This is a genomic window from Methanosarcina spelaei, assembly GCF_002287235.1.
Taxonomy (GTDB): Archaea; Halobacteriota; Methanosarcinia; order Methanosarcinales; family Methanosarcinaceae; genus Methanosarcina; species Methanosarcina spelaei.
The window spans coordinates 22,138-47,673 of sequence record NZ_LMVP01000057.1; the positions used below are offsets into that span (position 1 = coordinate 22,138).

The window sequence follows — 25,536 nt, forward strand, 5'->3', positions numbered from 1 at the left end:
TAATAAGCTCTAGTATACTCAAAAAACTCGCAGCTTGTGGTAAAACTAGCTCTAGTGCATCGGTTCCAAATTATGGAAATAGGACCGAACCTTAAAATTAACGCTGATCAATAAGCTTCCCACGAAAAACTACAGATGGACAAGGATAAACACAAATTGAAACTGTCTGCATTCATCTGTGTTTATCCGTGGTTTATTGAAATTTATGGAATCAATACACTGGATAAAACAAGCTCTTTTTGGGAAAATTGGTCAAAATATTTTAAGAACGTAGCTATAACGGAGTTGCAAGAATGATATTGGAGTAACATAATCTGACAGTACTCTTATGATATGTCAGAGAGTTACGCCTAACTTCTACACTCCTTTCTTACTTCTATAATCTTTTCGATTTTCCGGGTATTTCCTGGCAATTTTCTATCTTTATGGAGTCTTAATCTATACATTTTTGATATTTGACAATCTGTAAAACTGTCTTTTAAAATGTATAATTCTCTCTTTTAAGGTGAAACAAAAAGTTGACTTTGCCAAAGCTATGTACTATATTATCAAAAGAGAGCATCCTATTAAAACCGAGGATCTTGATTTTACTCAACAAATTTATTTTCTCAGTAGTTTTAATAAATCATGTTCTAATTTTGACTTTTTTCACTCCAAAGATTTATTTGTTCTCCTTAACACTATGCAACTCCTTAAATATTTATATGGTTTGCACAAATACTTTTATAACATCAAGATATAGTTTACAGTGTTGACTATAGAAATTCATTAAGGTCTAATAATCAGCTTACTCACTATGTTTCAGGGGGTAATAGGTGAGTTCGAGGAATTGGCCTGAAAACGAGGGGAAATTTATTCAGAGCCACTAATTTATTGCATTTTATAGGATTCAGTAGCATTTGCCATGAATAAGTTCTCCACAACTTTTCTATAGCCTTGAACGTCGGAGAGTGGATACTTTTTGAAAAATTCTATCCAACCTGTGAGATCTAAACTAATATGTAAGATATAAAATGTCAGATTTAAGTAAATTTTTTGCAAATAGTAATAAATTTTATGGGGATATTGATACGTCACCACATGAATATCTACCTATGAAAATTAAAAATATGCGCTGTTGTGATCAATCCCAGGCAATCTCGATATTAAAACGAGAATTAGGAATCCTTTTCCTGGTAGGTTGCCTTATTCTTGCAAGTGTTCCTACTGCTTTATGCCGGAGTCCTGTACCAACTGTTTATGTTGCAGGTGACGGTAGTGGGGATTTTAATTGCGACGGAAAAGATGATCATGTACAGATAAACCAGGCCCTTAAGTTTGTGGCCGATAACTCCGGATATACCACTGTCCACCTTAAAGGTCCTTTTACGTATGTTATTGATGATACTCTTCTCATCGGCAGTAATACTATTCTTGAAGGGGATTCAAATGCTGTTATCAAACTGGTTGATCACGCAGGCTGGGTTCCAATGAAACCTTTGATTAAGCAGATGAGCAATTCAGGGAATAATAATATTGTAATAAGGGGTTTTGAGGTTAATGTGAACCATGACGGTAACACCGAGTTCGCTAAGGGTGATGGATATTATAATGTGATTTACTTTCTTTACTGCAAGAACGTAACCGTATACAATATGTATATGCACGATGGTCATGGAGACGGGCTGAGGATAAAGTATGGAGAAAACGTCAAGTTTTATAACAATACTATCTACAAGCTTGGACACGACGGTCTGTTCGCAATTGATTGTCAGAATGTAGAGGCCTGGAATAACACAATAACCTGCAGGACTAACAGTGGTCTTAGAATCTGGAACTCAAACCACGTAAAATTTCACGATAATGTAATTGATTCTTTCTACCACTGGAGTGCAGGCGGGCCAGGCATTCAGATCGAAAAGTCTGCAGGTGTTATGGACGATGTAGAGATTTACAATAACACTATCCATAATACTTATTGTCCTGGCATCTGGCTTTTTAACTATGATAGCTCTTCTGCTACCAGAGACAAGGCGAAAAATGTCTATATTCATCACAATATTTTCTATGACACTGGCACTAATCCTAGCATTACCTGGGTAGGTGGCATAATAACAGGTGGATTCGAGGACACTGTCATTGAAAACAATGTTTTTGACGGAATATATCACGCTGCAATCGCCAACATGTATATCAATAGTTATTCTCCAACCTATGTACCAGCAGGTGATGGATTCACAACAATTGTCCGTAACAACATAATTGTAAATACCAGGCTGCGCACAAATTCTCCGAGTGGGACCGGATATGGAATTATGAATTATCTGCCTAAAACACACTCTTTTGTGCTGGAGAATAACTGCCTTTACAATAACTCGGCAGGTAACTATAAAAACTGCAAATCGACAACTGATATCTATGTAAACCCTCTTTTTACAGATCCGAAAAACCATGACTATCATCTTCAGTCGGTCTCAGGCCACTGGAACGGGAAAACCTGGGTTAAGGACAAAGTTAGCTCTCCCTGTATTGATGCCGGATATGCATCTTCGAACTATTCTAATGAGCCTGAAGATAATGGAAACATAATCAATATAGGAAGATATGGAAACACGATCTATGCATCTCTTTCAGGGGTTTCTGAGGTAAATCATGCTCCTATAATGAAGCCTATTTCTGCGGTTACGGTAAAAGCTGGAGAGAAACTGAGTATTCTAGTAAAAGCTTCTGATAAGGATGGAGACAGCCTTACATACTCAGCTTCAGGCCTTCCTGCAGGTGCAAGTTTTGACGGAAATTCAGGGTTTTTTAATTGGAGGCCGGTAAATGATCAGGAAGGAGTTTACACGATATCTTTTAAAGTGAGTGATGGTAAGCTCAATGATTCTGAAGTTGCAAAAATAAGTGTCATTTTGAATCTCTCTGGCGAGATATACAATAATCGCATACGTGAAGCATCTCCTGAGGATGTCTTTTCGGATAAAACATTTCTTGATGTAGGAGGAATAAGCAGTGTTGGCAGATACAGAGACCTTGTATGGTTTAACGTAAGTGAATACACCAATTCCACTGAAATCAGCAGTGCAACTCTTTTTCTTTTCTGGTATTATCCTTCCAGTACACGACCAAATGATACTGTTATCGAGGTTTACAGGCCTGCTTCCTGGAACCCTGACTATGTGAGCTGGAATAAAAAGAATGCAAATGTTGTATGGAATAATGCCGGAGGAGACTGGTATGACAGAAACGGTGTCCTCCAGGGCAGTACTCCATATGCTACGTTAACTCTAAAAGCCAATAGCTTGCCGGATAACAGGTACTACGAGCTCAATGTAACCGATCTCGTAAAAGAATATGTCAGTGGTAAGTACGAAAACACAGGTTTCCTTCTAAAAGCCCGCAATGAAAATGATAACTATGTCGCTTTCTACAGTGCTGACTGCGGAAATACAAGCCAGGTACCAAAGCTTAATATTAAGAAAAGGGTAACTGTAAATGCAACTATTACTGGTGCAAAAGACAACCGTCTGCGTGAAACCTCACCTGAAGGAGTCTATTCTGATACATCATTTATCGATGTGGGAGAACTAAGTGATGTTGGAAAGTATAGGGCTGTTATATCATTTAACTTAAGTGAGTATACCAGTAGCACAGAGGTAAATAGTGCAACTCTTTCTCTTTTCTGGTATTATCCTTCCAGTACACGACCAAATGATACTGTTATCGAGGTTTACAGGCCTGCTTCCTGGAACCCTGACTATGTGAGCTGGAATAAAAAGAATGCAAATGTTGCATGGAATAATGCCGGAGGAGACTGGTATGACAGAAACGGTGTCCTCCAGGGCAGTACTCCATATGCTACGTTAACTCTAAAAGCCAGTAGCTTACCGGATAACAGATACTATGAGCTTAATGTAACCGATCTTGTAAAAGAGTATGTTAATGGCAAGTATGAAAACACAGGTTTTCTTCTAAAAGCTCGCAATGAAAATGGTAACTATATCGCCTTCTATAGTGCTGACTGTGGAAACACTAGTCAGGTACCAAAACTGAGTTTAGTGTACAAGTAAAAGTTTGCATTCTCAAGGAGTTCCATCACTTCCGACCCAGGAACAAGCTTCTATTGTCGGATGTTTTTGGAACTTTTTCTTTTAGATTTACTACAAAAACATAAAATTTTAAAAATTATCCAAGGAATCATTTTAAGCAAGTTAGTATGATTCTAGACTTACTAATCGGGATTAACTTACTTATTTTTGCTCCCAAGATTATTCTTCTTTGTCAAATTTATCTTTCTCTGTAAAAGTTTTATTCCCAGCTCAGGATCTCTTTTGGATCCAGGCCTACGTTGCGTAAATTTATAATTCGATTTTCTAATATGTCAGAACTTATGGTAGTTGCATTCCTAATTCTTTTATTTCATTTATTTATCTATTTTTCAGGAAGTCATATCAGATGCTCTTTGAACTTCTGACAAAATTTATTTCAACACAAAGGCTTTTATCTTTTGTAGAAATCTTTTACTCGGGGTAGCTAAAATTTGGTTGTTATTAAAAAAAATGAGCCTAAACAAGTTTAAAGTTAACACTAAATATGAATAACGATATACCTAAGCTTTTGAATTAAAATTAAAGGTATTTTTCATGAATGAAATTTTTTATGATATAGTTATAAATAAAACTTCTACTGAGAGATCAAAACTTGAGCCAAATGATCAGCATTCACAAGGATTTAAATTTCGGGCTAGAATAGTTAGTCTGGTCAAGTCGTAAGAAAAACTTTCTTGTAAGACTATTTTCAAGACTTCTTTCACTGAAATTCTTTAAAACGGATTCTTTTAAGGTGATATGATGTCATATCAAAAGTTTGCAAAGGATGTTGGTTTTATCGGGACAGTTCAGGTACTTACAAGCCTGGGAACTTTCTTCTTACTTCCGATAATCACAAAAACCCTTGGAACATACGACTACGGACTCTGGGCTCAGATCAATACCACGGTATCTCTCATCTCTCCTCTTGCACTGATGGGCCTCTCTATGGGTTTTGTCAGGTTTTTATCCTCTGAAACAGAAATAAAAATAATAAGGGAAGCAGTATATTCCATTCTCTTTTTTGTAACTATAGCCGGTCTGTTTGCCTCATTTTTACTCTATATGTTTGCTGAGCCCCTTGCTACCTTCGGTTTTAAAGATCCTCATGCAACTTATTTTATTCAGGCAGGTTCCCTTTTAATCCTCCTGAGTGTAATTGAGTCAATATCTCTTTTTTATTTCAGGATTTTCAGACAGATTCAGATATTTTCTTACTTAACCCTTTTTGAAACGTTTGGAAAATTATTTTTTATTCTCTTTCTTCTTAAAATGGGGTATGGGCTTCTTGGCGTAATTGCGGCTACTCTACTTGTGCAGGGCTCCATTTTTTTAATTTCTCTTCTGATGATTATATCACAGATTGGATTCGTAATCCCTCGGTTTACTTACATAAAAGAGTACTTGCAATTTTCTCTACCGCTAACTCCCAATTCACTTATTAGATGGATTACGGAATCTAGTGACAGATATATGGTTACTTATTTTCTCGGTCTTAGAAGCGTAGGCGTATATTCGGCAGCCTGTTCAATTGGCAGTCTTATACAACTTTTTGTAAGCTCTCTTCAGCTCATTCTTCTTCCCGAGTTATCAAAGCTATTCGATGAGAATAAAACGGATGAAGTAAGAATTTATATGTCTCATTCTCTAAGATATTTCCTTCTTATCTCAATTCCTGCAGTTTTCGGGCTCTCAGCTCTTGCGAAACCTTTGCTTGGGATCCTTACAACTGATGATTTTCTTTCGGGTTGGTTTGTAATTCCTATTATTGCTTTTTCCGGTCTTCTGGCAGGAATCTTCCAGATATTTGTCAATACAATGCTCCTTATCAAGGAAACAAAGACTACGACCTACATCAATATTGTTGCAGCAGTTTCGAATGTATTGATCAACCTTCTGCTGATACCTTCCATTGGAATTGTTGGAGCTTCACTTTCAACCTTATTCTCCTACTTTTTAATGGCTGTGCTTTGTATGCATATTTCCTTAAAACACTTTAAACTTGATTTTTATCTCCATGATATTGTAAAAAGCGTTCTGTCCTCAATAACTATGTATCTCTTTGTTTCCTACTTCGTTATCTCAAGCATCTTTGAACTCTTTGAGATTGCAGTTATGGGTGTACTTATTTATCTGGTTATGATGTTTTTAATAGGCGGATTCACCGACCACGAACTTTCTTTAATACGAAGGTACTTATTCAGAGCCAAAAGCGAGGTCAAGCAGTAGTTTTACCTTCATTTTCATACTGGTCGACAAAAAATTGTTTAAGAAAAATGGAATATAAGTTATTCTACTAAGTTTTTATCAAGTAATGCTCTTGCTGTTTCTCTAATGCTTCTCTCTGATGTATAGACCGGTTTCCAGCCCAAATTTTTCATTTTTTCAATCCCTAATCTCATTCTTGGCACATCACCTTTCCAGCCTCTATTCCCTCCGGTATAGGTAAATTTGACATTAGAAAGACCTATCTCTTCTATAACAGCCTTTCCTATCTCTATGGCACTGATAGTGTCCTCGGAGCCGATATTAAATATATTTACTTTTTCTTTACTGTTCTTAATTACAAACAATATTGCGTCAATGCACTCTAACACATGGAGGTAGGATTTTTCTTGCTTGCCATCGCCCAGGATTTCCAGTAAATTAGAGTTTTTTCGCAGTTTCTTTACAAAGTCAACCGTAATTCCATGTGTACTACGTGGGCCTACAATATTTGCGAAGCGAAATATCCAGGCCTGCATATCGAAAGTATGAGAATATGAAGTAACTAAGGCTTCACAGGCTAGTTTTGAGGCACCATAAAGAGATATAGGAATAAGAGGGCCGTAATCTTCTGGAGTAGGCATAATGCTCGCTTCCCCATAAACTGTCGAGGTGGAAGTAAATGCAATTTTTTCATTATTGTTTTTCCTCATTGCTTCCAGAAGATTGTAGGTCGCCATAATATTCTGATTTAGGTGAATTCTTGTATCGGAGGCTCCAAGCTTGACATCAGGATTTGCAGCTACATGAAAAATAAAATCAATACCTTTACAGGCCTTCTCTATCGCCTCCTGGTTAAGCAGGTCTCCTTTTATCAGGGTAAAGTCCGGGTTTTCAAGATGTTTTTCTATAAATTCCATTTTTCCTGAACTCATATTATCAAAAACAGTGACCTGGCTTCCTTTTTCTACAAGGCGGTCTACAAGGTGGCTTCCTATAAAACCGGCTCCCCCTGTCACAAGTATTTTATTCTTTGCAGCCATGGAAAATACCAAACAGTCTTTCTTTCGATTAATACTCTACTACTATGTCTTAAAGTGGTCAGAAAATACTTTTATTTCTTTCCCTATAGATGGGATGAGTAAATAACCGGAGAAAATTAAAGATTCTCTGGTTAATAAGTATTTTTAACCCAACTGTATGAACAACCGTTTCATAGAATTCTTTTATCGGAGAGTTTATTTTGACCGTTAAAAAAGCGCTTATTCCAGCGGCTGGCCTTGGGACCCGTTTCCTACCTGCCACCAAATCAATGCCAAAAGAGATGCTTCCTATTATTGACACACCTGTGATCCAGTATGTTGTAGAGGAAGCTATTGCCTCAGGAATTGAGGATATAATCATTATTACAGGCAGGGGGAAACGGGCAATTGAGGACTATTTCGACGATTCTCCTGAACTCGAAATGCATCTTGCGAAAAAACATAACAGTGAACTTCTACAACTTGTCCGGGACGTTTCCTCTCTTGTAGATATTCACTACATCCGCCAGAAAGAGCCCAATGGGCTCGGAGATGCGGTTCTCAGGGCAGAAAAACATATTGGAAATGAACCTTTTGCCGTGCTTCTCGGGGACGATATTATTGTGAATGACAAGCCCTGCACTGCCCAGCTCATTGAAAATTATGAAAAGTATGGTAGATCCACACTCGCAGTGGAAGAAGTTCCTTATGAAAAATTAAGTAGCTACGGAATTATAAAGGGTAAGCCTCTTAATAATTCCCTCTACGTACTTGAGGACATTGTCGAAAAACCGTCACCTGAAAATGCTCCCTCCAATCTGGGAGCAATAGGTCGCTATGTTTTCACCCCTGAAATATTTGACTGTATTAAAGAAGCCGGAACAGGGATAGGAAATGAAATCCAGCTAACCGATGGGATTCGGGTTCTTAACAGGTCGCAAATGATCTACGCATGCAGGTTCAAAGGAAAAAGATTCGATACAGGAGACAGGTTAGGGTACGTGAAATCAATAGTAGATTTTGCTCTTGAGAATGAAAATCTTAGAGAAAACGTACTTGAGTACTTAAGAGAAATTCTAGTCGCGGTAGAGGAACCTTCAGACAAATCAGACTTATAAAGGCAGTTAGAGGTCAGTAAAGTTAAAATATATAAATTTGTGTAAAAAAAAGGAAATAATTTCTGCCGGTTTTTACCAGCAGAGCCCCTCACAATCAATATTTTTCGCTTTAATTATCCGCCTTCCATCAATTACTATCTTTTCTTTCATGCCTTCAAATTCAGAGTCAAGTTGCTTGAACTCATCCCATTCTGTCATTACAAGGCAAGCATCAGCACTTTTAAGAGCGTCTTTAGCTTTCTCGGAGTATTCAATTGTTGGAAAGATTCGCTTCATATTCTCGGTTGCCATTGGATCGTAAGCGGAAATCTCTGTTCCTAATCTTAGAAGTTCAGCAATGACAGGGATAGCCCTGGACTCCCTTATATCATCCGTATCGTTCTTAAAAGCAAGCCCAAGGACTGCAATCTTTTTGCCTGCAAGGCTTCCTATTTTTTTCTGGAGTATTTCGGTCATAAGAATTGGCTGTTTTTCGTTTACTGCAATTACCGATTCTAGAAGATCTGGAGAATAACCTATTTCTTTTGCCTTCCCTATAAGTGCTTTTACATCTTTTGGAAAACAGGACCCTCCAAATCCTGCTCCAGAATTCAAAAACCTTGGAGATATTCTGGAGTCCTTACCTACAGCTTCCATAACCTCGTAGGTATCAACATTTAACCTTTTGCAAATATTGCCAATTTCATTAGCAAAGGATATTTTGGTTGCCAGAAGGGAGTTATTTGCATATTTAATCATTTCCGCTGTTGATAGACTCGTGCGGGTGACCTCACATTTAAAGGTCCGGTAAAGTTCCGAGACAAGATCTCCAGACTTCTTGTCAATTGCTCCAACAACTATTTTATCAGGATGCATAAAGTCGTAGACGGCTTTTCCTTCTCTAAGGAACTCGGGATTCATTGCAACTCCAAAATCTTTTCCGGCTATTTTTCCTGAAATTTCTTCAAGAATAGGAAGGACAAATTTTTCAGTTGTCTCGGGCACAACCGTGCTTTTAACAACCACTACATGGTATCCCTCTTTCTTTGCCAGTACTGCCCCTATACTTGCTGTTGCTGCACGAACAATTGAAAGGTCTATGCTTCCATCTTCTGCGGAAGGAGTTCCTACACAGATAAAGGAAATGTCCGTATTCGTGATCGCATATTCATAGTCAGTGGTTGCAGTGAGACTTTTTCCTGCATACTTTTGCAAAAGCTCTTCAAGTCCCTCTTCATATATCGGAGAAATGCCTGCATTTATCTGATCCATCTTTTTCTTGTCGATATCTACGCAGACTACTTCATGCCCGACTTCTGCAAAACATGCGGCGGTGACTGAGCCCACATATCCTGACCCTATAACGGAAATTTTCATAAATTTGAACCTCTTTATTGAGAATTGGAGAGTAATCAATTCCAATTCTTATTTATTTTTTGATAGGAACTCTTTCCAGTTCCACTCTGGAAATTGTCAATTTATATAGTTTTCTGTGCCAAGCTCCTAATAATTCTTTACATGTTTATATAGTTTAAAGGTTATACCTTGTATAGTTAGGATTTGATACATGTTTGTTGATTCCTTACAGAAATTTTGGGGATTTTATAATGTTTTCAATACTTGGCCTGGGTACAGAGTTTACAGCGGGGAATTCTCTTCCATATTTAGGAATCTGCTTTCTTTCAACGGATTTTGGAATCCCTGTATATTATCGGGTAACGGTTGCGGGACTAATTGCTCTTGTGGGTATGAAAGAGATGTTGCTGGCCTCCAGAGAAGAAGATGAGTTTTCTGTGGATTCAATGGATATGGGGATTTATCCTCTTGTAATATGCTTTATTGCTAGTTTTCTCTTTGCAGGCTTCAAGATAATTTTCTCAAAGTAATCCTCTTAAAATCTACAAATAAATTTATAAAGTGCTTTTTTTCCTTTTAATAAGTCTATTTTTTTGTATAAATTAAAAAAGCTAAATAACTTTTATTTTTTACTTTTGAGAATATCCTGTCTATATTTTTCAACACTGAAAGTTCTAGTTATCTTAGTTCAGTAACTATGTTTTCCATAATTATTTATCCTTGAGCCATTTATCTTCTAATCATAATTTAGTCTGTTAATACCTTTAACTGAATTAAAAAATGAATTTGATAGGGGCACTAATAAGGGGATCTTCAGCCGCTGGAGAAGAATAGTTATTATTTTTAAGGTAGAACGAGGCGGGGAGTTCTATCTGATAGAACAGTTTGAAATTGGGGTTGGGTGAAAACCAGGATTTGACTGAACACATTTGTTAAAGTAAGAGAGAATAAAGCAGGAAAATTTTCTGATTTGTTGATATTAATTTGTCTCATATACTTTCAAATCAGGTTGGGGGTTAGTTTCCGACCTCTCAATTTCAAAAGACTACTCGAACAGACAGACTTTCTTTCGGTGTATTATATATTATAAAAAGTATTAATTGGGGAGTGAAAAGTTGAGAGTTCTTGTCGATATAGGGCATCCAGCCCATGTTCATTTTTTTAAAAACACTATATGGAGTCTTGAGAAAAAAGGGCATCAAGTAATGGTAGTCTCGCGAGACAAGGATGTAGTAATAGAGCTCTTGAACGCTTACGGAATTCAACATACTGTTTTGAGTAAAGTAAAACCAGGAAAGATCAATTTACTTGAAGAATGGTTTATAAGAGAGTTTAAAACTTTTAAAATTACCCAACATTTTGATCCTGATATTTTTATAGGTATCCTTTCTCCAGCTATAGCTCAAGTAGCCTGGATACAGCGAAAAAGATCCATAATTTTTAACGACACCGAACACGCAGTATTGGCGCAGAAGTTAACCTATCCCTTCTGTGACATAATCTGTACTCCTTCATGCTATCTAAAAAATGAAGGACGAAAACAGATAAGGTATTGTGGATATCATGAACTGGCTTATCTTCACCCATCTTATTTTACTCCTCGTCCTGAAATTCTGAAAGACATTGGGGTAGAAGAGGGGGAGCCTTTTACAATCCTTCGCTTCGTTTCATGGGGTGCGCACCATGATGTAGGCCAACATGGAATCAAAAATAAAGTAGCACTTATTCAGGAAGCCGAAAAATTTGGAAAAGTGTTCATAACTTCAGAAGGACCCCTGGAAACAGAGTTTGAGAAGTATAGAATCTGGGTCTCCCCAGAAAAAATTCACCACTTGCTCTATTATGCCACTCTATATGTAGGTGAAGGAGCAACGATGGCTGTTGAGAGTGCAATTCTGGGAACTCCATCAATTTATATCTCCACTCTTGCAGGAACGATGGGGAACTTTTCTGAACTCGAGAAGAAATACGGTTTACTTTTTAACTACAGTGATTCGCAATCTGCCCTTACAAAAATTACAGAACTTTTCAAAGATTCGGAACTTAAGAAAACCTGGAGCCTGAAAAGAGCTGCTCTTCTCAGGGATAAAATCAATGTTACAGAGTTCGTGGTCAAACTCATAGAAAGTCTTCCTGAAAAAAAATCTGGACTTTCTTTATCTTCGGTTTCGGATGAGTCTTATGTATGAATTACTGAAGAAAAATCAGGATTTATGGGATCTTTTCACCCGAAAAGAAGAGTATTATCCTGAAAAGCTGGATAAACACCAGCGTTTTCTTTTCTCTGAAAAATATCTCCAAAACGCTTCTGAACCTGAGGTATCCAGATATCTTATAGAAAATGGGATGCAGGTTGAATTCCCTGAAAATCAAACATTTGCTGTTTGTTTGACTCACGATGTAGATGATATTTACCCACCTCTTTCCCATAGCTTGTTGTCATCAGCTTACAGTTTTAAACAGTTAAATTTTAAGGATTCTGCAAATCAGTTACTGTGGAAACTGAGGGGAATAGACTACTCTCCTTACCTCAATTTTTCTAAAATTATGGACATTGAAGCCAGTTTTGAAGCAAAGTCCTCTTTTTATTTCATTACTTCAGAAGTCGATCCAATAAGATTCAGGTATGATATTGAAGACATAGAACATCATTTGGGAGAAATTTTAGACAGAGGAGGGGAGGTTGGTCTTCACGGAGGTTACTATTCATACGACAGTCCTGAAAAAATAAAAAAAGAAAAACAAAGACTTGAAGCCGTTCTGGGTAAAAAAGTAATAGGTTTTCGTAATCATTACCTAAGGTTCAAAACTCCAGATTCCTGGGAAATACTTACAGATGCCGGTTTTAATTATGACTCCACTTTCGGGTACTATGATTGTGCGGGCTTCAGGAACGGAATGTGCCATCCTTTCAGTCCATATAACCTTGACACAGGAAAAGAAATAGATATTCTCGAAATTCCACTTGTCGTTATGGACGTTGCTCTTTTTGCTACTTCAAACTCTTTCGAGGAAGCCTGGGAGCACACAAAAAATCTGATTGATACTACAGCAAGCTTCAACGGTGTTATTACACTGCTATGGCATAATTTCGTATTTGGTTGCAGTTTCCGAAACGATTGGGTAAAGTTGTACGAGAAGGTGCTTCAGTACTGCTTCGACAAAGGAGCCTGGATGACAAGCGGAGAAGAAATTTTCAGGTGGTGGGCAGATCGAAACTGAATTAAAAGGAAAGTATCTGCTGGTTACTCCTGCAAAGAACGAAGAACAAAATCTTCCGGAAGTTTCAAAAGCTGTAATAGGGCAGGAATTAAAACCTGAGTTATGGATTATAGTCGATGACGGAAGTACGGATGGAACATCACGTATCCTTGAAGACCTGCAGTCAAAATGTTCCTGGATCCAGAGCATAAGATTGCCTCCAAGGCCAAGAGATATTACTTTTCATTACAGTTATGTTTGCAAACAGGGTTTTGACTATGCGCTTGAATATTCTAAGAAAAATAATATCGAGTTCGAGTATATAGGCCTCCTGGATGCTGATACAGTTCTCGAAAAAAATTATTTTGGAAAACTTCTGGCTGAGCTTAAAAAAGACAGTTCTCTGGGAATTGTAAGTGGGGGAATATATTATGATACTGATGGAAAACTTTCCCTGGAAGCAACTGCAAAAAATCTTCCTCGAGGTACAGGAAGAATCTGGAAGAAAGAGTGCTTCCTCGAAACTGGCGGTTATCAGGTTGAACCGTCTCCAGATTCGATTTCTAATATAAAAGCTCTTTTGCGAGGCTGGCGCCTCATGCAGTATACTGAGGTAATCCAGATCCAAAAGCGTAAAACGAGTGCAGCCAACGGCCTATGGAACGGATACCTCAAAAACGGCTGGATGGCTTATTACCTTGGTAAAAACTTTTTCATGGCCCTCTTAAATGTATTTCGTCTTTCCGTGAAATCTCCTTACTATACAGGTATCGCTTATTTTTGGGGATATTTTAGCTCGGCAATTAGAAGGGAGAAAAAAATTCAGGATCCTGAAGTAAGGGCTTATTACAAAAACCAGGGGCCTGGGGGACTGTTATCCAGAATCTCGAAAAATGTTAGCTCAAATTCAAGAGACATAAAGGAGAGAGAGCAGTGAATATTAGCAAACTTCTAGAAGGAGCAGTTCACTTACAGGTGATAATTTGAAGATGCTTTTTCTGGATATGGTAAGACCTCTTTCTCTTGCTGATGGCTCACTTATTCACAGGTATGAGCTTGTTAGTAATCTTGCCAGGCTTGACAATGAGGTCCATATTTTTACTGTAGGTGAGATCTCTTTTTCAAATCTGGCTAATGTTCATAGCCATTATGTCTCTCCTGGAAATTTCCTTTCACTTACTGTCAACTATTTAAAGATTTCTATACGTCTTCTGGGCTCTGAGACTTTTGATGTCCTATATACCCGCAATCCCAATTTTGGCTTTCTTGCTGGATTATTCTGTAAAAGCAGATGCAGAAGAATTGTTTATGAATTAAACGGAATTCCTGAAGACGAAAAGAACCTCCTCAGGGAAAAATCTGAAGAAAATGAGTTTCCGCATGCAGAAAAGAAAAACAATTTCTCAAACCGATATTTTTCTGCACATGCTAGATTAAAACTGTTTATTCTCAAGAAAGCTCTAGGGTTTTCGGACAGAATCATTGCTGTGACTCCAGGAATAAAATCAAATCTTAAGAAAGGCTATAAAATTCCTGGAGAAAAAATATTCGTGGTTTCTAACGGTGCAAATACTTTTCTGTTCCAGCCACTAGAACAGGAAACATGCAGAAAAGAACTTGGTCTGGACCTTAAAACTCCTTTTGTATGCTTTGTGGGCAATCTTGCTCCCTGGCAAGGAGTCGAATATCTGATAAAGGCAGCTTCACATATCCTTTCCACGTTTCCGGAATGCCACTTCCTGATTGTCGGAGATGGAGCCATGAAACACAATCTTATGAAGCTCTCCCGTGAACTTGAAGTTGAGGACAAGTTCATTTTTACGGGCGTGATTGCCTACGATCGCGTGCCTCTCTACATTAATGCTAGCGATATCTGTACCGCTCCTTTTATATTTGCCAGAAACGCAAAAATAGGCCTGTCTCCTTTGAAGTTATATGAATACATGGCTTGCGGAAAACCTGTAGTTGCAAGCAATATCAGTGGTGTATACGAAGTACTTGAAGCTGGGGGGGGAATTCCTGTCCTTCCAGAGAACCCGAAAGCTCTTGCAGAAGGTATCTTAAAGCTTCTTGAAAATCCCGATTTAAGAATGAAATTGGGTTCAAAAGGTTTAAGTTATGTTACTGAAAATTACAGCTGGTATAGCGTTGCGAAAAAGGTTAACGAAGTCTGCAAATCAGCATTTGAGACCGAGAAATAAAGGCTTAAAACCAGTCTTACGTTTTCCTATAACTCATCACAGAAAATAATTATTTATTTGTACGGGGCTTAAAATGGACGAAATCGAAGTTAGAGAACTAGCGCCATCTGAATATAATGAATGGGATTTGCTCGTAGAAAATGCTCAGCCTGGTACACTCTTCCATACAAGTGAGTGGCTTGGAATTTGCAGGGACGTCCTGGCAAAGGAACTTAGAATTTATGGTTGTTTCAGAAAAGGTGAGCTTGTGGGAGGATGTCCTCTTTTTATTAAAAATATTAAGGGGGCTCTTAGAATCGCGAATTCAACCTGTGATATGACTAGTTACAGCGGGCCTCTTATAAAAGAGAGTGCCAGCTCTAAAGCAAGTAAACAGGTACAGGAAGTTCACGATATTCTTAATCCTCTCAGGGAATTTCTTTGTAAGCAGGGATTTGATAGTATTCACCTTACGTTTGCTCCAGGTTTTAAAGACGTAAGACCTTTTACGTGGTACGGATGGGACTCCACTGTACACTATACCCATTATTTGAATCTCAACGAAGATGTAGATAATAATCTTTCAAGAAAGATCCGAAGGGAACTTAAAACTGCAAATGAGGCAGGACTTAAAACCAGGATATGGAACGATCCTGAGACATATTACCATCTGCTCTCAATGGTATACGAAAAGCAAAACTTAGCCCCTCCGCTTCCCAGAGGGTTCTTTGAAAGAGTGTTTAAGCTAATTCAGGAAAAAGATATTGGCTATATGTTTGTCACAGAGACTCCTGAGGGCGAAGCTATTGCGGCTCACTTAAATCTGTATGGAAAGAAGTGTAGTATAACCTGGACCTCAGCCTTGAACCCGGACTTTGGTCGTTTGGGTCCGAACGCTCTTCTGTATTATAACGAATTTCTTGACCTGAAATCCCGAAACTTCGAGTATATGAACGTAATGGCAGCAAATATTTCCAGGTTTGCGGATTTCATTATGGGCTTTTCTCCTGAGTTAATTCCCTATTATAGTGTGACTCTAGAGAGCAAAAAATATTCAATTGCAAAAACCCTGTATAAAACTACTCACAAAGAAACTTACTGACAAAAATCGAAATTTTAAAGATATAAAATTAGGGAATATCCCGAAATTATTTTTTCATTATTTTTCTAATGGTTTTTCCCTTGTTTATTCTGACTGAAACTCTACTTTTCTTCTATAAACTGATTTCCTCAGAGATCAACTTTCAGTAAGTTTTTTCTAAAAAGGAAATTAAACCCTTTCAGGTTCTATTTTTTATATTCACGAGAAAGGCTGAAAATATCCTCTTAAACGTAGGATCGTCATGAAGAGCTATCCCATAATAGATAGGGGTTATGATGATAGCTGCAAGCATAATGAGATAAAAATTCGCAGAAAGTGTTTCTAGTAGAATCAATGGGATTGAGATAACTACTCCAATCACTGTGTATTTAGTGAGGATTTCAAGGCTTTCCTTTTTACTGATCCCTACAAGATTAAGTAAGTATGCATTATTCCAGAGAGCGAATATAACTCCTGTGAAGCTAAACAAGCAAAGGGAAAACTCAGCACTTTTTGCGTAAACTCCTCCTATGGCAAGTGCTACGAACCTTGAGAGTAAAAGAGCCGTGCTGTAAGTAAACCAGACTTTTTGCTTTTCAAATACACTGTAGAGGGTTGAAATGGGTAAGGCAAGGAAAACAAGAAATATAAACGGCACAAGGATTTTTACATAAGTGCCTGCTATATACCAGTTTTTTCCGAAAGCAAATGTAAATATTTCTTCTCCCAGGATTAATAGGAGTATCATAGGGAATATTCCTATTAAAATTAGCTTTTTGTAAACTTCGCTTACGATAGTTTTCATATCGCCACTTGAGTTCCCATTTTTCATCTCACTAATTTTCTGGAAGAAAACCTGTTGTATAGCTGTCCCGACAAGTCCCATGGGCATATTTACTACCTGATTCGCAAGTGAGAAATATCCGACAACGCTTGTGCTGTAAAAATATGCAAGCAAGAAAGTAGGCACCTGCGGAGAAATTGTGTTTGAAAGTGTAGACCATGAACTAAATAAAGGAAAATTTTTATATTCAATAGCCATCTCTTTCATTTTTTTTACTGACACTGTCCTGAAGACCTTTAAGTCCTCTCTTACGCCTTTGAGCATAGCCAGGTCTGCAAGTCCATATCCCAGAGTATAACCTGCAATTAGACCCAAAGGTGATGCGGTCCAGAAAGGAATTAACTGAAGCACTTTGGTCGATAAAGCATTTAACACTCTAGATCCTGCAACAACTCCAAAACGTAGTTTTCTTGAAAGCCAGTAATTCTGCACGAAAAAAAGGCCATTAAAAAATACTATTGCAGGAAGATAGATTAAGTATTTTGAGGATCCCTTAGTATGAAATATATACTCAATAATATGCTCAATGTCTTCTGGAAAGATTATTACTGCTACGGCTACGAGTAAAGATATAAAAGTAACTAAAATTGAGGAAAGGAAAAATACATTTACAGAATCCTCTTCGGATTTTGGCAACATAATAGCAAACTGGTATGAAAAAGTAGAGAAAATTACCAGTATACCTGATATTGCTACAAAAAGCTGAAAGACTCCCATATCGTCAGGGCTATAAATTCTAGTGACTATTGGTACAAGAAGTATACCCAGAATCTGTGCAGCAACACTCCCTGATACAAGTTTTAACACATTACCGATAAAGTTTGACATAATTACTTCCAACTTTAAAACGTAAGTCCCAACAGATGGGCTTTTTTTCATCTCGCAATAAGTAAACGGAGATTATCATGGTCTCTTAGTTTCCGGTCTTTTTTCTTCCTTTGTGTAAGCAAATACCTCTTCGTTATCATATACTCGGGCGTAATCATGTGCTTTGAATCTGTTGAAAAATCCCTCTGGCAATGTCTGGATAATATTTACTCCATAACGTTCAGGGTCATTAATAGAGATAGGTTCTTTAATAGTTGATTTTCTCAGCAAAACAACCGGATTACCATCAATCTCTCCAGTTTGTATATGCTGAATATTAAAATATGTTGCGTTACTGGAATCATATCCTCTGTCTCTGTAAAAAAGACAACTATCATATGGAGAATCCATAAAGATATTTCCGGAGTACTTCGCGGTTACTGTTTTAATAGCTTCTATTTCAATACTTTTGAACTGGTTTCTTACGGTCGTGTCCTTTGCCACAAGTGGGTTGTCTTTATTTATGCCTGGTGTTGTAACCATTACAAACGAAAATAGAAGAATTATTGTGAACATTATGAGGATCTTTGCTTTTTTTGAGTTAAAAAGACTTACTAACTTCAACATATATGAGGCAGATACCAGTACCAGGAACACTGCTATCAATGGGAACCATCGGCTTGTAAGGAAATTCCTCATCCCCAATAAAGGAATTCCATAAGCAAGACCATACAGGATTATAACAACTAAGGCAATAGAAAATTTATTGATTTTTTTGACATCTTCGCGAGAAAACCATACTAATACCCCTCCTATTGCGAAAAAAGGTAGGGCAAGGTAACTTATATGAAGTAGAAGTGTTTCCAGTGTTTCCTGATTAGATACGGAACCTACAATAAGTTCATTACTTGAGTAGCTTGACCCGCTTTGAAGGACATCCATAAGAGGGCTGAGAACCATTTCAAGAAACGAAGTATCTGTATTAACATATGTGAACATCCAGTATGTTTGTAAACTAACTATAAAAAAAAGAATATAATTAAAACTATTTGCTTTCGTGAAAAGACTCTTATATACACGATTATGCAGATATTTACCTACGCAAATTGTGACTAAAGAAAGAAATACTACAAAAGTTGTCAACTGATGAGTCAGAACCATTAGAATAGTAATTAACAGGATAACTGCTGTATATCTCAAACTCTGTTTCTCGCTAAAGATCGCGTATACAATGAATATAAAGTAGCAAAGAACAAGAGAACCAGGAGTTATATTTGTAATTCCTGCAACGATATTATGATTGTTTAAGTTTATTAGTAAAGTCGCAAGCAATCCCATCTGAACACCTTCAAGTTTCTTTCCTACAAGGTAAACACCTACTGTACTGAAAACGCTGGCAAATCCTATGGAATAAAATATTGCGTCTTTGATATCGGTTTCGCCTATTATCTGAATAATTGAGATAAAAATATGAAAAAGCGGGTAGTAAAAGTACTTACCGCTCGTTTCAATCGGAGCAACAAACCCGGTATCAGTAACTACCCGTGCCATATTAGCATGGAAATAAGCATCATAGCCCATTAGACTTGGAAAATTATAAAAAATTCCAACTCTTATAAGAATTGATAGCAGGAATATCTGCAATAGTAAGGAGGTCACTCCGTCCCCTTCTCTAACATAAAGAATCTGGGAGGCGATAACGGCTGCAAGGATACATATCAATATAAAGGAAGATATGGGTCTGTAGTACAGATTCGTACTATATATAAAAATACATGCCAGAAAAATGAGATAAAACGAGATACCCAGTATACTTTTAAACCTGTTTTCTTGAGAAGAGATTGCGGCCTCACTCTTAAATTTATTTCTAAATACAAAGTAGATCAAACAGGCGGAAAGAACGGTAATTCCAATATCTTCCTGGTTTAGGTTGATGATATAGTACAAGGAAACAATTAATAGCCCTAAACCGAATCCCATTACGCTGAGAATCACATCAAGATTAGTTGTGAATCTCTCCGCGTATCCTTTTGCAGTTTCCATACAACCCCACAACACAATAACTTTATAGTTTTTCTAATCTAAATTGTGCCAAAGAAACATAAGTAAGAGTCTATAGCACTCAACTGTATCAATGAGCTTTTCCTTAAGCTTCCATGCCTGATTGAAGTCAAGAATCCTTGATCCGAAATATGACAAAGTTCTCCTTCCAGTTCTTCAACGTTGAATGTATGGTCTTCGTTACCCGAACCAAGGGTCAGAAAATAAAAAGTGGATTTTACTCCGTAATTACCTTCCAATTCCATAATTTGCCTGAAACTCCATATAAGGCTCCTGATTTTGTTTATTCTTGAAAATAAAAGGGTAGAGGTCCGTAGAAACTGCCCCTTTTTGAGAGCTTTTAAAGTTCTGGCTGCAGTACTCAGCGTTCCGGGACATACAAAATCAATGTCATAAGTCAGGCATGCAACAAATTTCTTTTCTTTGGGACATTCGGAATTCACGCCATTTTTTATTAAAAAGCTCGGGACTTCAGATTCAAAAATGTTTTTTTGACTGTTCATGTAATAGGAAAAGCTTCCGTACTTCTCTAAAAGTACAGGGTCGTACTCTTCTCTTTTAGTAAACAGATCCCACATTTCTTTATTTTGTTTCATTTTTTTGATCAAAGTATCCCCTTAATTATACTTTTTGGACCTCCATCTTTATTAAATATTTGGTTCAGTTACGACTTTTCTTTCTCATTCAGGAATATCTATATGGCTTATCATGTTAACCCGTATCTACTGAAACTCCGAACCCACTTTTTCACAGACTTTATATATTTCAAACAAAAATGAGAAATGTTGATTTTTTTGCTCTGCGAAAGTAACAACAGGATAGGAGAAATACTCCAAGCCTTTTTAATAAACAGAAATATTACAGTTTCATTACAGTTTCGACCATTTTATAATGTCTTTTCATTATATAACTAAATATTATTGAAATGTAGGTTTTAGTATCAGATTAAAATTCTTTTTTCGGTGTTTAATCACTATTATAATATTTTACCTACTTGCCTGTTGATATTTTGAGTCATTAAGTATTTCCTGACCTTGGTACTGATTGTAGCTGTCATCTGGAAAGTCGTTCGTCAAGTTCCGGCTTATCCGAGATTGGAAATTTATAATTTGCAGGTACAATATCAAACTCCTGCTATACTATATGACACTAACCTTCTCAATATACTAGTCAAACTCTTGCTAAACTTGTAATATTGCATTAAAAGAGTATGTTAGTGCCTATTTGAACACTTAATCAAGTGGTAAACTTTGCTCTTTCGTATTAGATTATTCTTTGATTTTTTTTCTTTGTTTACTAGCTCTTCAAGCCTCCTTTTTCACGAAATAAGGAGATCTTGCCAGTCAATTAGTTTTTTTATTTTATTCATACAGATTTTTTGTAAGAAAATTTTTTCCGTATTTATATTTTTACGAAACTATTTTTATCAGATGTTAACCTTATATATATCCTAATCTAATAATTTTTAGTATGATAGTCTTTAATATTTTTCCACTTATACAGATAAAGGGGGTTATAGCATATGCGTATGTATAGGGGGGTGGATTGGGTTTGTTTTCAGCCCTTACACTTGGTCTTAATTCTCTAATCTCTGATCCTATGAGCATAGTATCTTCGCCATCTCAACTTTCTGATAGGTTGATCAGGCATGAATTTACTATTTTAATTCCAGCTCACAACGAGGAAACTTCCATTGGAAGCAAAGTCTTGATTGCGGCAAGTTACGCGGATCGTGTACTTGTTCTTGATGAAGGTTCTACCGATCGAACTATGGAAGTAGCTGCTTTGGGAGGGGCACGAGTTGTTCTTATCTCCGGTGGGGAGGAGGCATTACTTGATGTTCTCTACAAGGCATCTCTTGATTCTGAACTTGCGGTTCTTATCTATCCGGAATGCATGCAGGATATAGATTTGCTTTCTCATGTCCTTGAGCCTTTAAGACATGGATTTGACTTATCAGTGGGTTCGTGGCCCTGCCGTATTTCCTGTGAGCAAGAAACGGTAATGCTCTTTAATGGGAAAAGTACTTTTAAAGAAAAAATAGGCTTCCTTGCAATAACTGCAGACTCACTGCAGAAGATCAGTTCAGGCAGAGACCATTTAACTTTAAAATCCTTGCTTTCTGCAGCAAAAACTGAAGGTCTTAATGTCAACTACCTTAGTTTTGATGTAGACCCTATATTCAGGAAGCTTGAGAGCACCCGTATAGGAGTTGTCGTGCCTGCTTATAATGAAGAACTACTTATAGGCGAGACTCTAAGCGGTATCCCTGAATATGTGGACCGAATTTACGTGATCGATGACGGTAGTATAGTTCGAACAGGTGAAATCGTAAAAAAGTTCGGAGATTCTAGAATCGTTTATCTGCGCCATGAAGTAAACAAAGGAGTAGGTGCAGGAATAATTGACGGGTATAAACTTGCCCTAAAAGATGAGATGGACATCATTGCGGTTATGGCCGGAGACAATCAAATGGATCCTGCCCAGCTTCCCAGGTTGATTTTTCCAATCATTGAGGGAAGAGCTGATTATACAAAAGGCAATAGATTACTTACTGACGATTTTATGACCGGGATGAGCAAATGGAGATCTTTTGGAAATCTTCTACTTAGCTTTATCACAAAAATAGGTAGTGGTTACTGGCAGGTTATGGATCCTCAGAATGGATATACAGCTATTTCCAGGCAGGCCCTCGAGGTTATTGATCTGGATTCAGTTTACCCTTATTATGGTTATTGTAACGATCTGTTGATCAAGCTTAATGCCTTTGGAATGAGAGTAATGGACGTAGTAATGCCTGCTCGGTACGGTAGAGAGAGATCAAAGATTCACTACGGCAAGTTTATTCGCAAAGTAGCTCCCATGATCTTTAGAGGCTTTTTATGGAGGCTGAGGGTCAAATATACAGTACTTGATTTCCACCCACTTGTACTATTTTATTTCCTTGGAATGGTTGCCTTGCCTGCTGGTGTTCTTTTAGGACTGTGGGGCTTTTTGCAGATTTTGTTACAAAATTTTCTTCCTTCCTACTACCCTCTGCTTTGTTTCCTTGTACTGGGTACGGGTCTTCAGATGCTTCTTTTCGGAATGCTTTTCGATATGCAGGTCGAGAAGAAAAGGAATGAAAGAGTGGGACTTGCTCGTTAAGACTCGGAAGATTATTCTTCCACATTTTTATTTTGAATTTTTTATTTTAAATCCTATCTCTTTTATCCGTTACTCTCTGAATCCATTTTTAACTTCTAGTTTTTTATCCTAACTTTTCTATTTACTATCCCTTTACTCAGTCTAGGTAACCCCTCAGAGCAAGAATAATAAAATAAGAATAATAGAATACTACTATATGGTCTATAGTCCGTAAGTTTGCAAGGATAGAAGCAAAGTCAATTTTTCCTTATAAGTTTGTGTTAAATTAGGCAGAAGAGCTCTAACAGCGATACATCTCGGATATACAAGAACCCTCAATTGAGGTCTATAAGCCTAAACACTAAATATAATCCGGTTTAATTCACAAATGTCAGAAGAGTAGCATCAAAAATCAAATAATTTTCTGTTTATATCTAAATATTACCATCTTCTTATAAGTCAGATTTCCAGACTAATTTTATTGACATTCATGTATACTTACAGTGAATTTGGGCTTTTCTTTATCATACCAGTCTCCTCCAGAATTTTTCCAGGGGTCATTAATCAGAAGCAATTAAGGGTAAAGCAATTTTAAGGTTATCAACTTTCTCAGATTGTATCGAAAGGCTCAAAAATAATCTTTTCAGGGTTCTTATAAACTCCGAAAAAACTCTTTTAAAACTCGTCGCAAAGCCTTCTTCCTGTTCGGTCTGGACTACACTTTCGTTTATTTCATAAGACATCTGTAGTCCAGCACACATAGCTTCGTTCCAGGGAAAATAATCCTTATCCAAAGACCCATTGGTGTTCAACTTTGCAGCAAGTTCGGAGTCAGCTTTAACGTCTGAGGTGGAATTTGCACCCATATAATTTCCACCGACGTTGCCTGAAAGGCAGTTGTTTTCCAGGATAAAGGAATGTGTATTTTTTAGCTGGTTGTATATAGCATATCCTTCACCAGCTGCACGACTAGACTGTGTGTTAATTATTATGTTATTTCTCACGACAGTTGTGTAGCCTGAACCTGGAGCTGAAAACTCGTCATTAACCTGTTTATGGGCAATAGCAGCACCATAGCATCCGTCGAATTTATTATTTTCTATCACTGTATTTTGGAAACCATTGAGCACTATGCCTCCTGCCCAGTTTGCGCCTTTGTTAGTTCCGGTTTTGTAAAATTTATTATGATGAATCAGTATATCTTTTGCAGAATCTTTTGAATACCTTTGCCCATAACCTGTAATCCATATACCTGCTGCGTTCGTCTCATATAGCAGGTTATTGTAGATTTCAATATCATTCATTGCAGTTGACTGGCCAATTTTCTGGATTTCAATCCCTGCTCCACCTTCTCCTTTTGAGTCAATCTTATTGTTATAGAATTTTACATGGTTTGTATTGTAAATCCTCAAACCACTATTCGTTCTACACGTTATTTTATTATTCCAGGCCTCTATATTAGAAGAATAAATAACGTAGAGAACATCATGCCCTAACTTATATGCCCTATTATTGTAAAACTTAACACCTGAACATTTTACGACTTTAAGCCCATCTCCGTGACTGTCATGCATATACACACTGTGAACCTGTATGTTCTCGCAGTTAAGGAAATAGATCAGATTATGATAACCTTTCCCTCTACTTTTTCCATTATTTTTGTCGTGATTTCCGTCAATCTCAAATCCCTTTATATTAATATCATGATTTCCGGCACTATCCATTTGCGTAATCATAGGTTTTTCTAGAGGCCAATCCGCTTTATCTTCAAGTTTAATTACAGCTGTTGAATCTCCTTCTAGAATAGTTTCATTACCAATGTAGATACTGTCCGAAATGACGTAGGTATTGGGGCCTTCCAGATGGACGGTTGTGAATTTTGGATTTTCTGCAACATATGCAAGAGCTTTGTTTATCTCTATCTGGTCGTCACGTCCATCACAGTTAAAATCTCCACTTCCATTGGTAGCAACATAAATTGTTGTATTGGACGGCTTTGATAAGATGAAGATTATACTCGCAATTAGAACTATAAAAATTATACAAAGAAACAGTAACTTTTTTCGGTTTCCCTGTTTATACATTAGCCTTTTTCCACTCATTTCAAATCCCCAATACATTAAACTATAATTCTTCAAGATTAAAAAAAGTTATCTTTTCAGGGCTGCGTAAATTCCCTTGAAAATATTTACATTCTTCCAGATACTTGAATTCCATGAATATAATTCTAGAGGGGTTTTAATTCTAGAAGGATTTTAAGCTTTAAAAATTAATTTAAGCCACTACGGGAAATCCGGATTTTTAAGTTTATTTAGTACTAAGTTATTGAACCTAAAAATTTGCTTGGTAATTTTTCATCTCGTGTTGAAGTAAAACTAACTATATAAGTAGTTCTTATAAGACGCACTTTTACTCTAAAAAGCACTTTTATGTCGTGCGACAAGAAGTTATGTCATGAATTGCTTTAATGCTGCCCTTTCCATTTGGAG

The 25,536-nt window shown here is 37.1% G+C and carries 16 protein-coding genes; 10 read left to right on the forward strand and 6 right to left on the reverse strand.

Annotated features, from left to right (window positions below):
- Nucleotides 1-1,094 precede the first annotated feature (1,094 nt).
- Both ASJ81_RS04540 and ASJ81_RS04545 read left to right on the forward strand, forming a co-directional pair.
- A complete protein-coding gene (locus ASJ81_RS04540; RefSeq protein ID WP_245859789.1) occupies nucleotides 1,095-4,049 on the forward strand; it encodes a disaggregatase related repeat-containing protein in 2,955 nt (984 codons plus the stop codon).
- Between the two features lie 780 nt (nucleotides 4,050-4,829).
- The gene (locus ASJ81_RS04545) at nucleotides 4,830-6,296 is read left to right on the forward strand and encodes a flippase (protein ID WP_095643448.1); all 1,467 of its coding nucleotides are present in this window, start codon (nucleotides 4,830-4,832) and stop codon (nucleotides 6,294-6,296) included.
- A 59-nt stretch (nucleotides 6,297-6,355) separates the two neighbouring features.
- Here the strand turns inward: ASJ81_RS04545 and ASJ81_RS04550 are convergent, their stop codons facing one another.
- A complete protein-coding gene (locus ASJ81_RS04550; protein WP_095643449.1) occupies nucleotides 6,356-7,315 on the reverse strand; it encodes an NAD-dependent epimerase/dehydratase family protein in 960 nt (319 codons plus the stop codon).
- A gap of 200 nt (nucleotides 7,316-7,515) precedes the next feature.
- Here ASJ81_RS04550 and galU point away from each other — a divergent pair, with 200 nt between their 5' ends.
- Nucleotides 7,516-8,412, forward strand: coding sequence for a UTP--glucose-1-phosphate uridylyltransferase GalU (gene galU / locus ASJ81_RS04555; RefSeq protein ID WP_095643450.1), 897 nt, complete (start codon nucleotides 7,516-7,518; stop codon nucleotides 8,410-8,412).
- Nucleotides 8,413-8,484: 72 nt separating this feature from the next.
- Here galU and ASJ81_RS04560 read toward each other — a convergent pair whose 3' ends face one another.
- On the reverse strand, nucleotides 8,485-9,768 hold the full coding sequence (locus ASJ81_RS04560; protein ID WP_095643451.1) for a UDP-glucose dehydrogenase family protein: 1,284 nt from the start codon (nucleotides 9,766-9,768) through the stop codon (nucleotides 8,485-8,487).
- A 230-nt stretch (nucleotides 9,769-9,998) separates the two neighbouring features.
- Here ASJ81_RS04560 and ASJ81_RS04565 point away from each other — a divergent pair, with 230 nt between their 5' ends.
- The 6 genes from ASJ81_RS04565 to ASJ81_RS04590 all read left to right on the forward strand — a co-directional run bounded on the left by ASJ81_RS04565 (nucleotide 9,999) and on the right by ASJ81_RS04590 (nucleotide 16,230).
- Nucleotides 9,999-10,277 carry a hypothetical protein gene (locus ASJ81_RS04565; protein WP_095643452.1) on the forward strand — a complete coding sequence of 93 codons (279 nt, stop codon included), beginning with the start codon at nucleotides 9,999-10,001 and terminating at the stop codon, nucleotides 10,275-10,277.
- A 585-nt stretch (nucleotides 10,278-10,862) separates the two neighbouring features.
- Nucleotides 10,863-11,936 (forward strand): DUF354 domain-containing protein, encoded by a 1,074-nt coding sequence (locus ASJ81_RS04570; RefSeq protein ID WP_095643453.1) that lies wholly within the window; start codon nucleotides 10,863-10,865, stop codon nucleotides 11,934-11,936.
- The gene (locus ASJ81_RS04575; RefSeq protein WP_095643454.1) at nucleotides 11,920-12,969 is read left to right on the forward strand and encodes a polysaccharide deacetylase family protein; all 1,050 of its coding nucleotides are present in this window, start codon (nucleotides 11,920-11,922) and stop codon (nucleotides 12,967-12,969) included. The genes ASJ81_RS04570 and ASJ81_RS04575 overlap by 17 nt, the downstream gene beginning before the upstream one ends.
- A gap of 19 nt (nucleotides 12,970-12,988) precedes the next feature.
- The gene (locus ASJ81_RS04580) at nucleotides 12,989-13,885 is read left to right on the forward strand and encodes a glycosyltransferase (protein ID WP_275112528.1); all 897 of its coding nucleotides are present in this window, start codon (nucleotides 12,989-12,991) and stop codon (nucleotides 13,883-13,885) included.
- Nucleotides 13,886-13,937: 52 nt separating this feature from the next.
- Entirely contained in the window at nucleotides 13,938-15,149 is a 1,212-nt protein-coding gene (locus ASJ81_RS04585; protein ID WP_095643456.1) for a glycosyltransferase family 4 protein, read from the forward strand.
- Between the two features lie 73 nt (nucleotides 15,150-15,222).
- Complete coding sequence (locus ASJ81_RS04590; protein ID WP_095643457.1) at nucleotides 15,223-16,230, forward strand: GNAT family N-acetyltransferase; 1,008 nt, start codon at nucleotides 15,223-15,225, stop codon at nucleotides 16,228-16,230.
- A gap of 178 nt (nucleotides 16,231-16,408) precedes the next feature.
- On the opposite strand, the gene ASJ81_RS04595 is transcribed toward ASJ81_RS04590, so the two are convergent.
- The 3 genes from ASJ81_RS04595 to ASJ81_RS04605 form a co-directional block, all read right to left on the reverse strand.
- Nucleotides 16,409-17,881, reverse strand: coding sequence for a lipopolysaccharide biosynthesis protein (locus tag ASJ81_RS04595; protein ID WP_095643463.1), 1,473 nt, complete (start codon nucleotides 17,879-17,881; stop codon nucleotides 16,409-16,411).
- A gap of 75 nt (nucleotides 17,882-17,956) precedes the next feature.
- Nucleotides 17,957-19,903, reverse strand: a complete 1,947-nt coding sequence (locus tag ASJ81_RS04600) for a hypothetical protein (protein ID WP_095643458.1) — start codon at nucleotides 19,901-19,903, stop codon at nucleotides 17,957-17,959.
- 38 nt (nucleotides 19,904-19,941) lie between these two features.
- Nucleotides 19,942-20,529 carry a hypothetical protein gene (locus ASJ81_RS04605; RefSeq protein WP_212556026.1) on the reverse strand — a complete coding sequence of 196 codons (588 nt, stop codon included), beginning with the start codon at nucleotides 20,527-20,529 and terminating at the stop codon, nucleotides 19,942-19,944.
- A 937-nt stretch (nucleotides 20,530-21,466) separates the two neighbouring features.
- Here ASJ81_RS04605 and ASJ81_RS04610 point away from each other — a divergent pair.
- Complete coding sequence (locus ASJ81_RS04610; protein ID WP_245859791.1) at nucleotides 21,467-23,068, forward strand: glycosyltransferase family 2 protein; 1,602 nt, start codon at nucleotides 21,467-21,469, stop codon at nucleotides 23,066-23,068.
- 539 nt (nucleotides 23,069-23,607) lie between these two features.
- Here ASJ81_RS04610 and ASJ81_RS04615 read toward each other — a convergent pair.
- Nucleotides 23,608-25,149: a right-handed parallel beta-helix repeat-containing protein gene (locus ASJ81_RS04615; protein ID WP_245859793.1), complete on the reverse strand. Its 1,542-nt coding sequence runs from the start codon at nucleotides 25,147-25,149 to the stop codon at nucleotides 23,608-23,610.
- Nucleotides 25,150-25,536 lie beyond the last annotated feature (387 nt).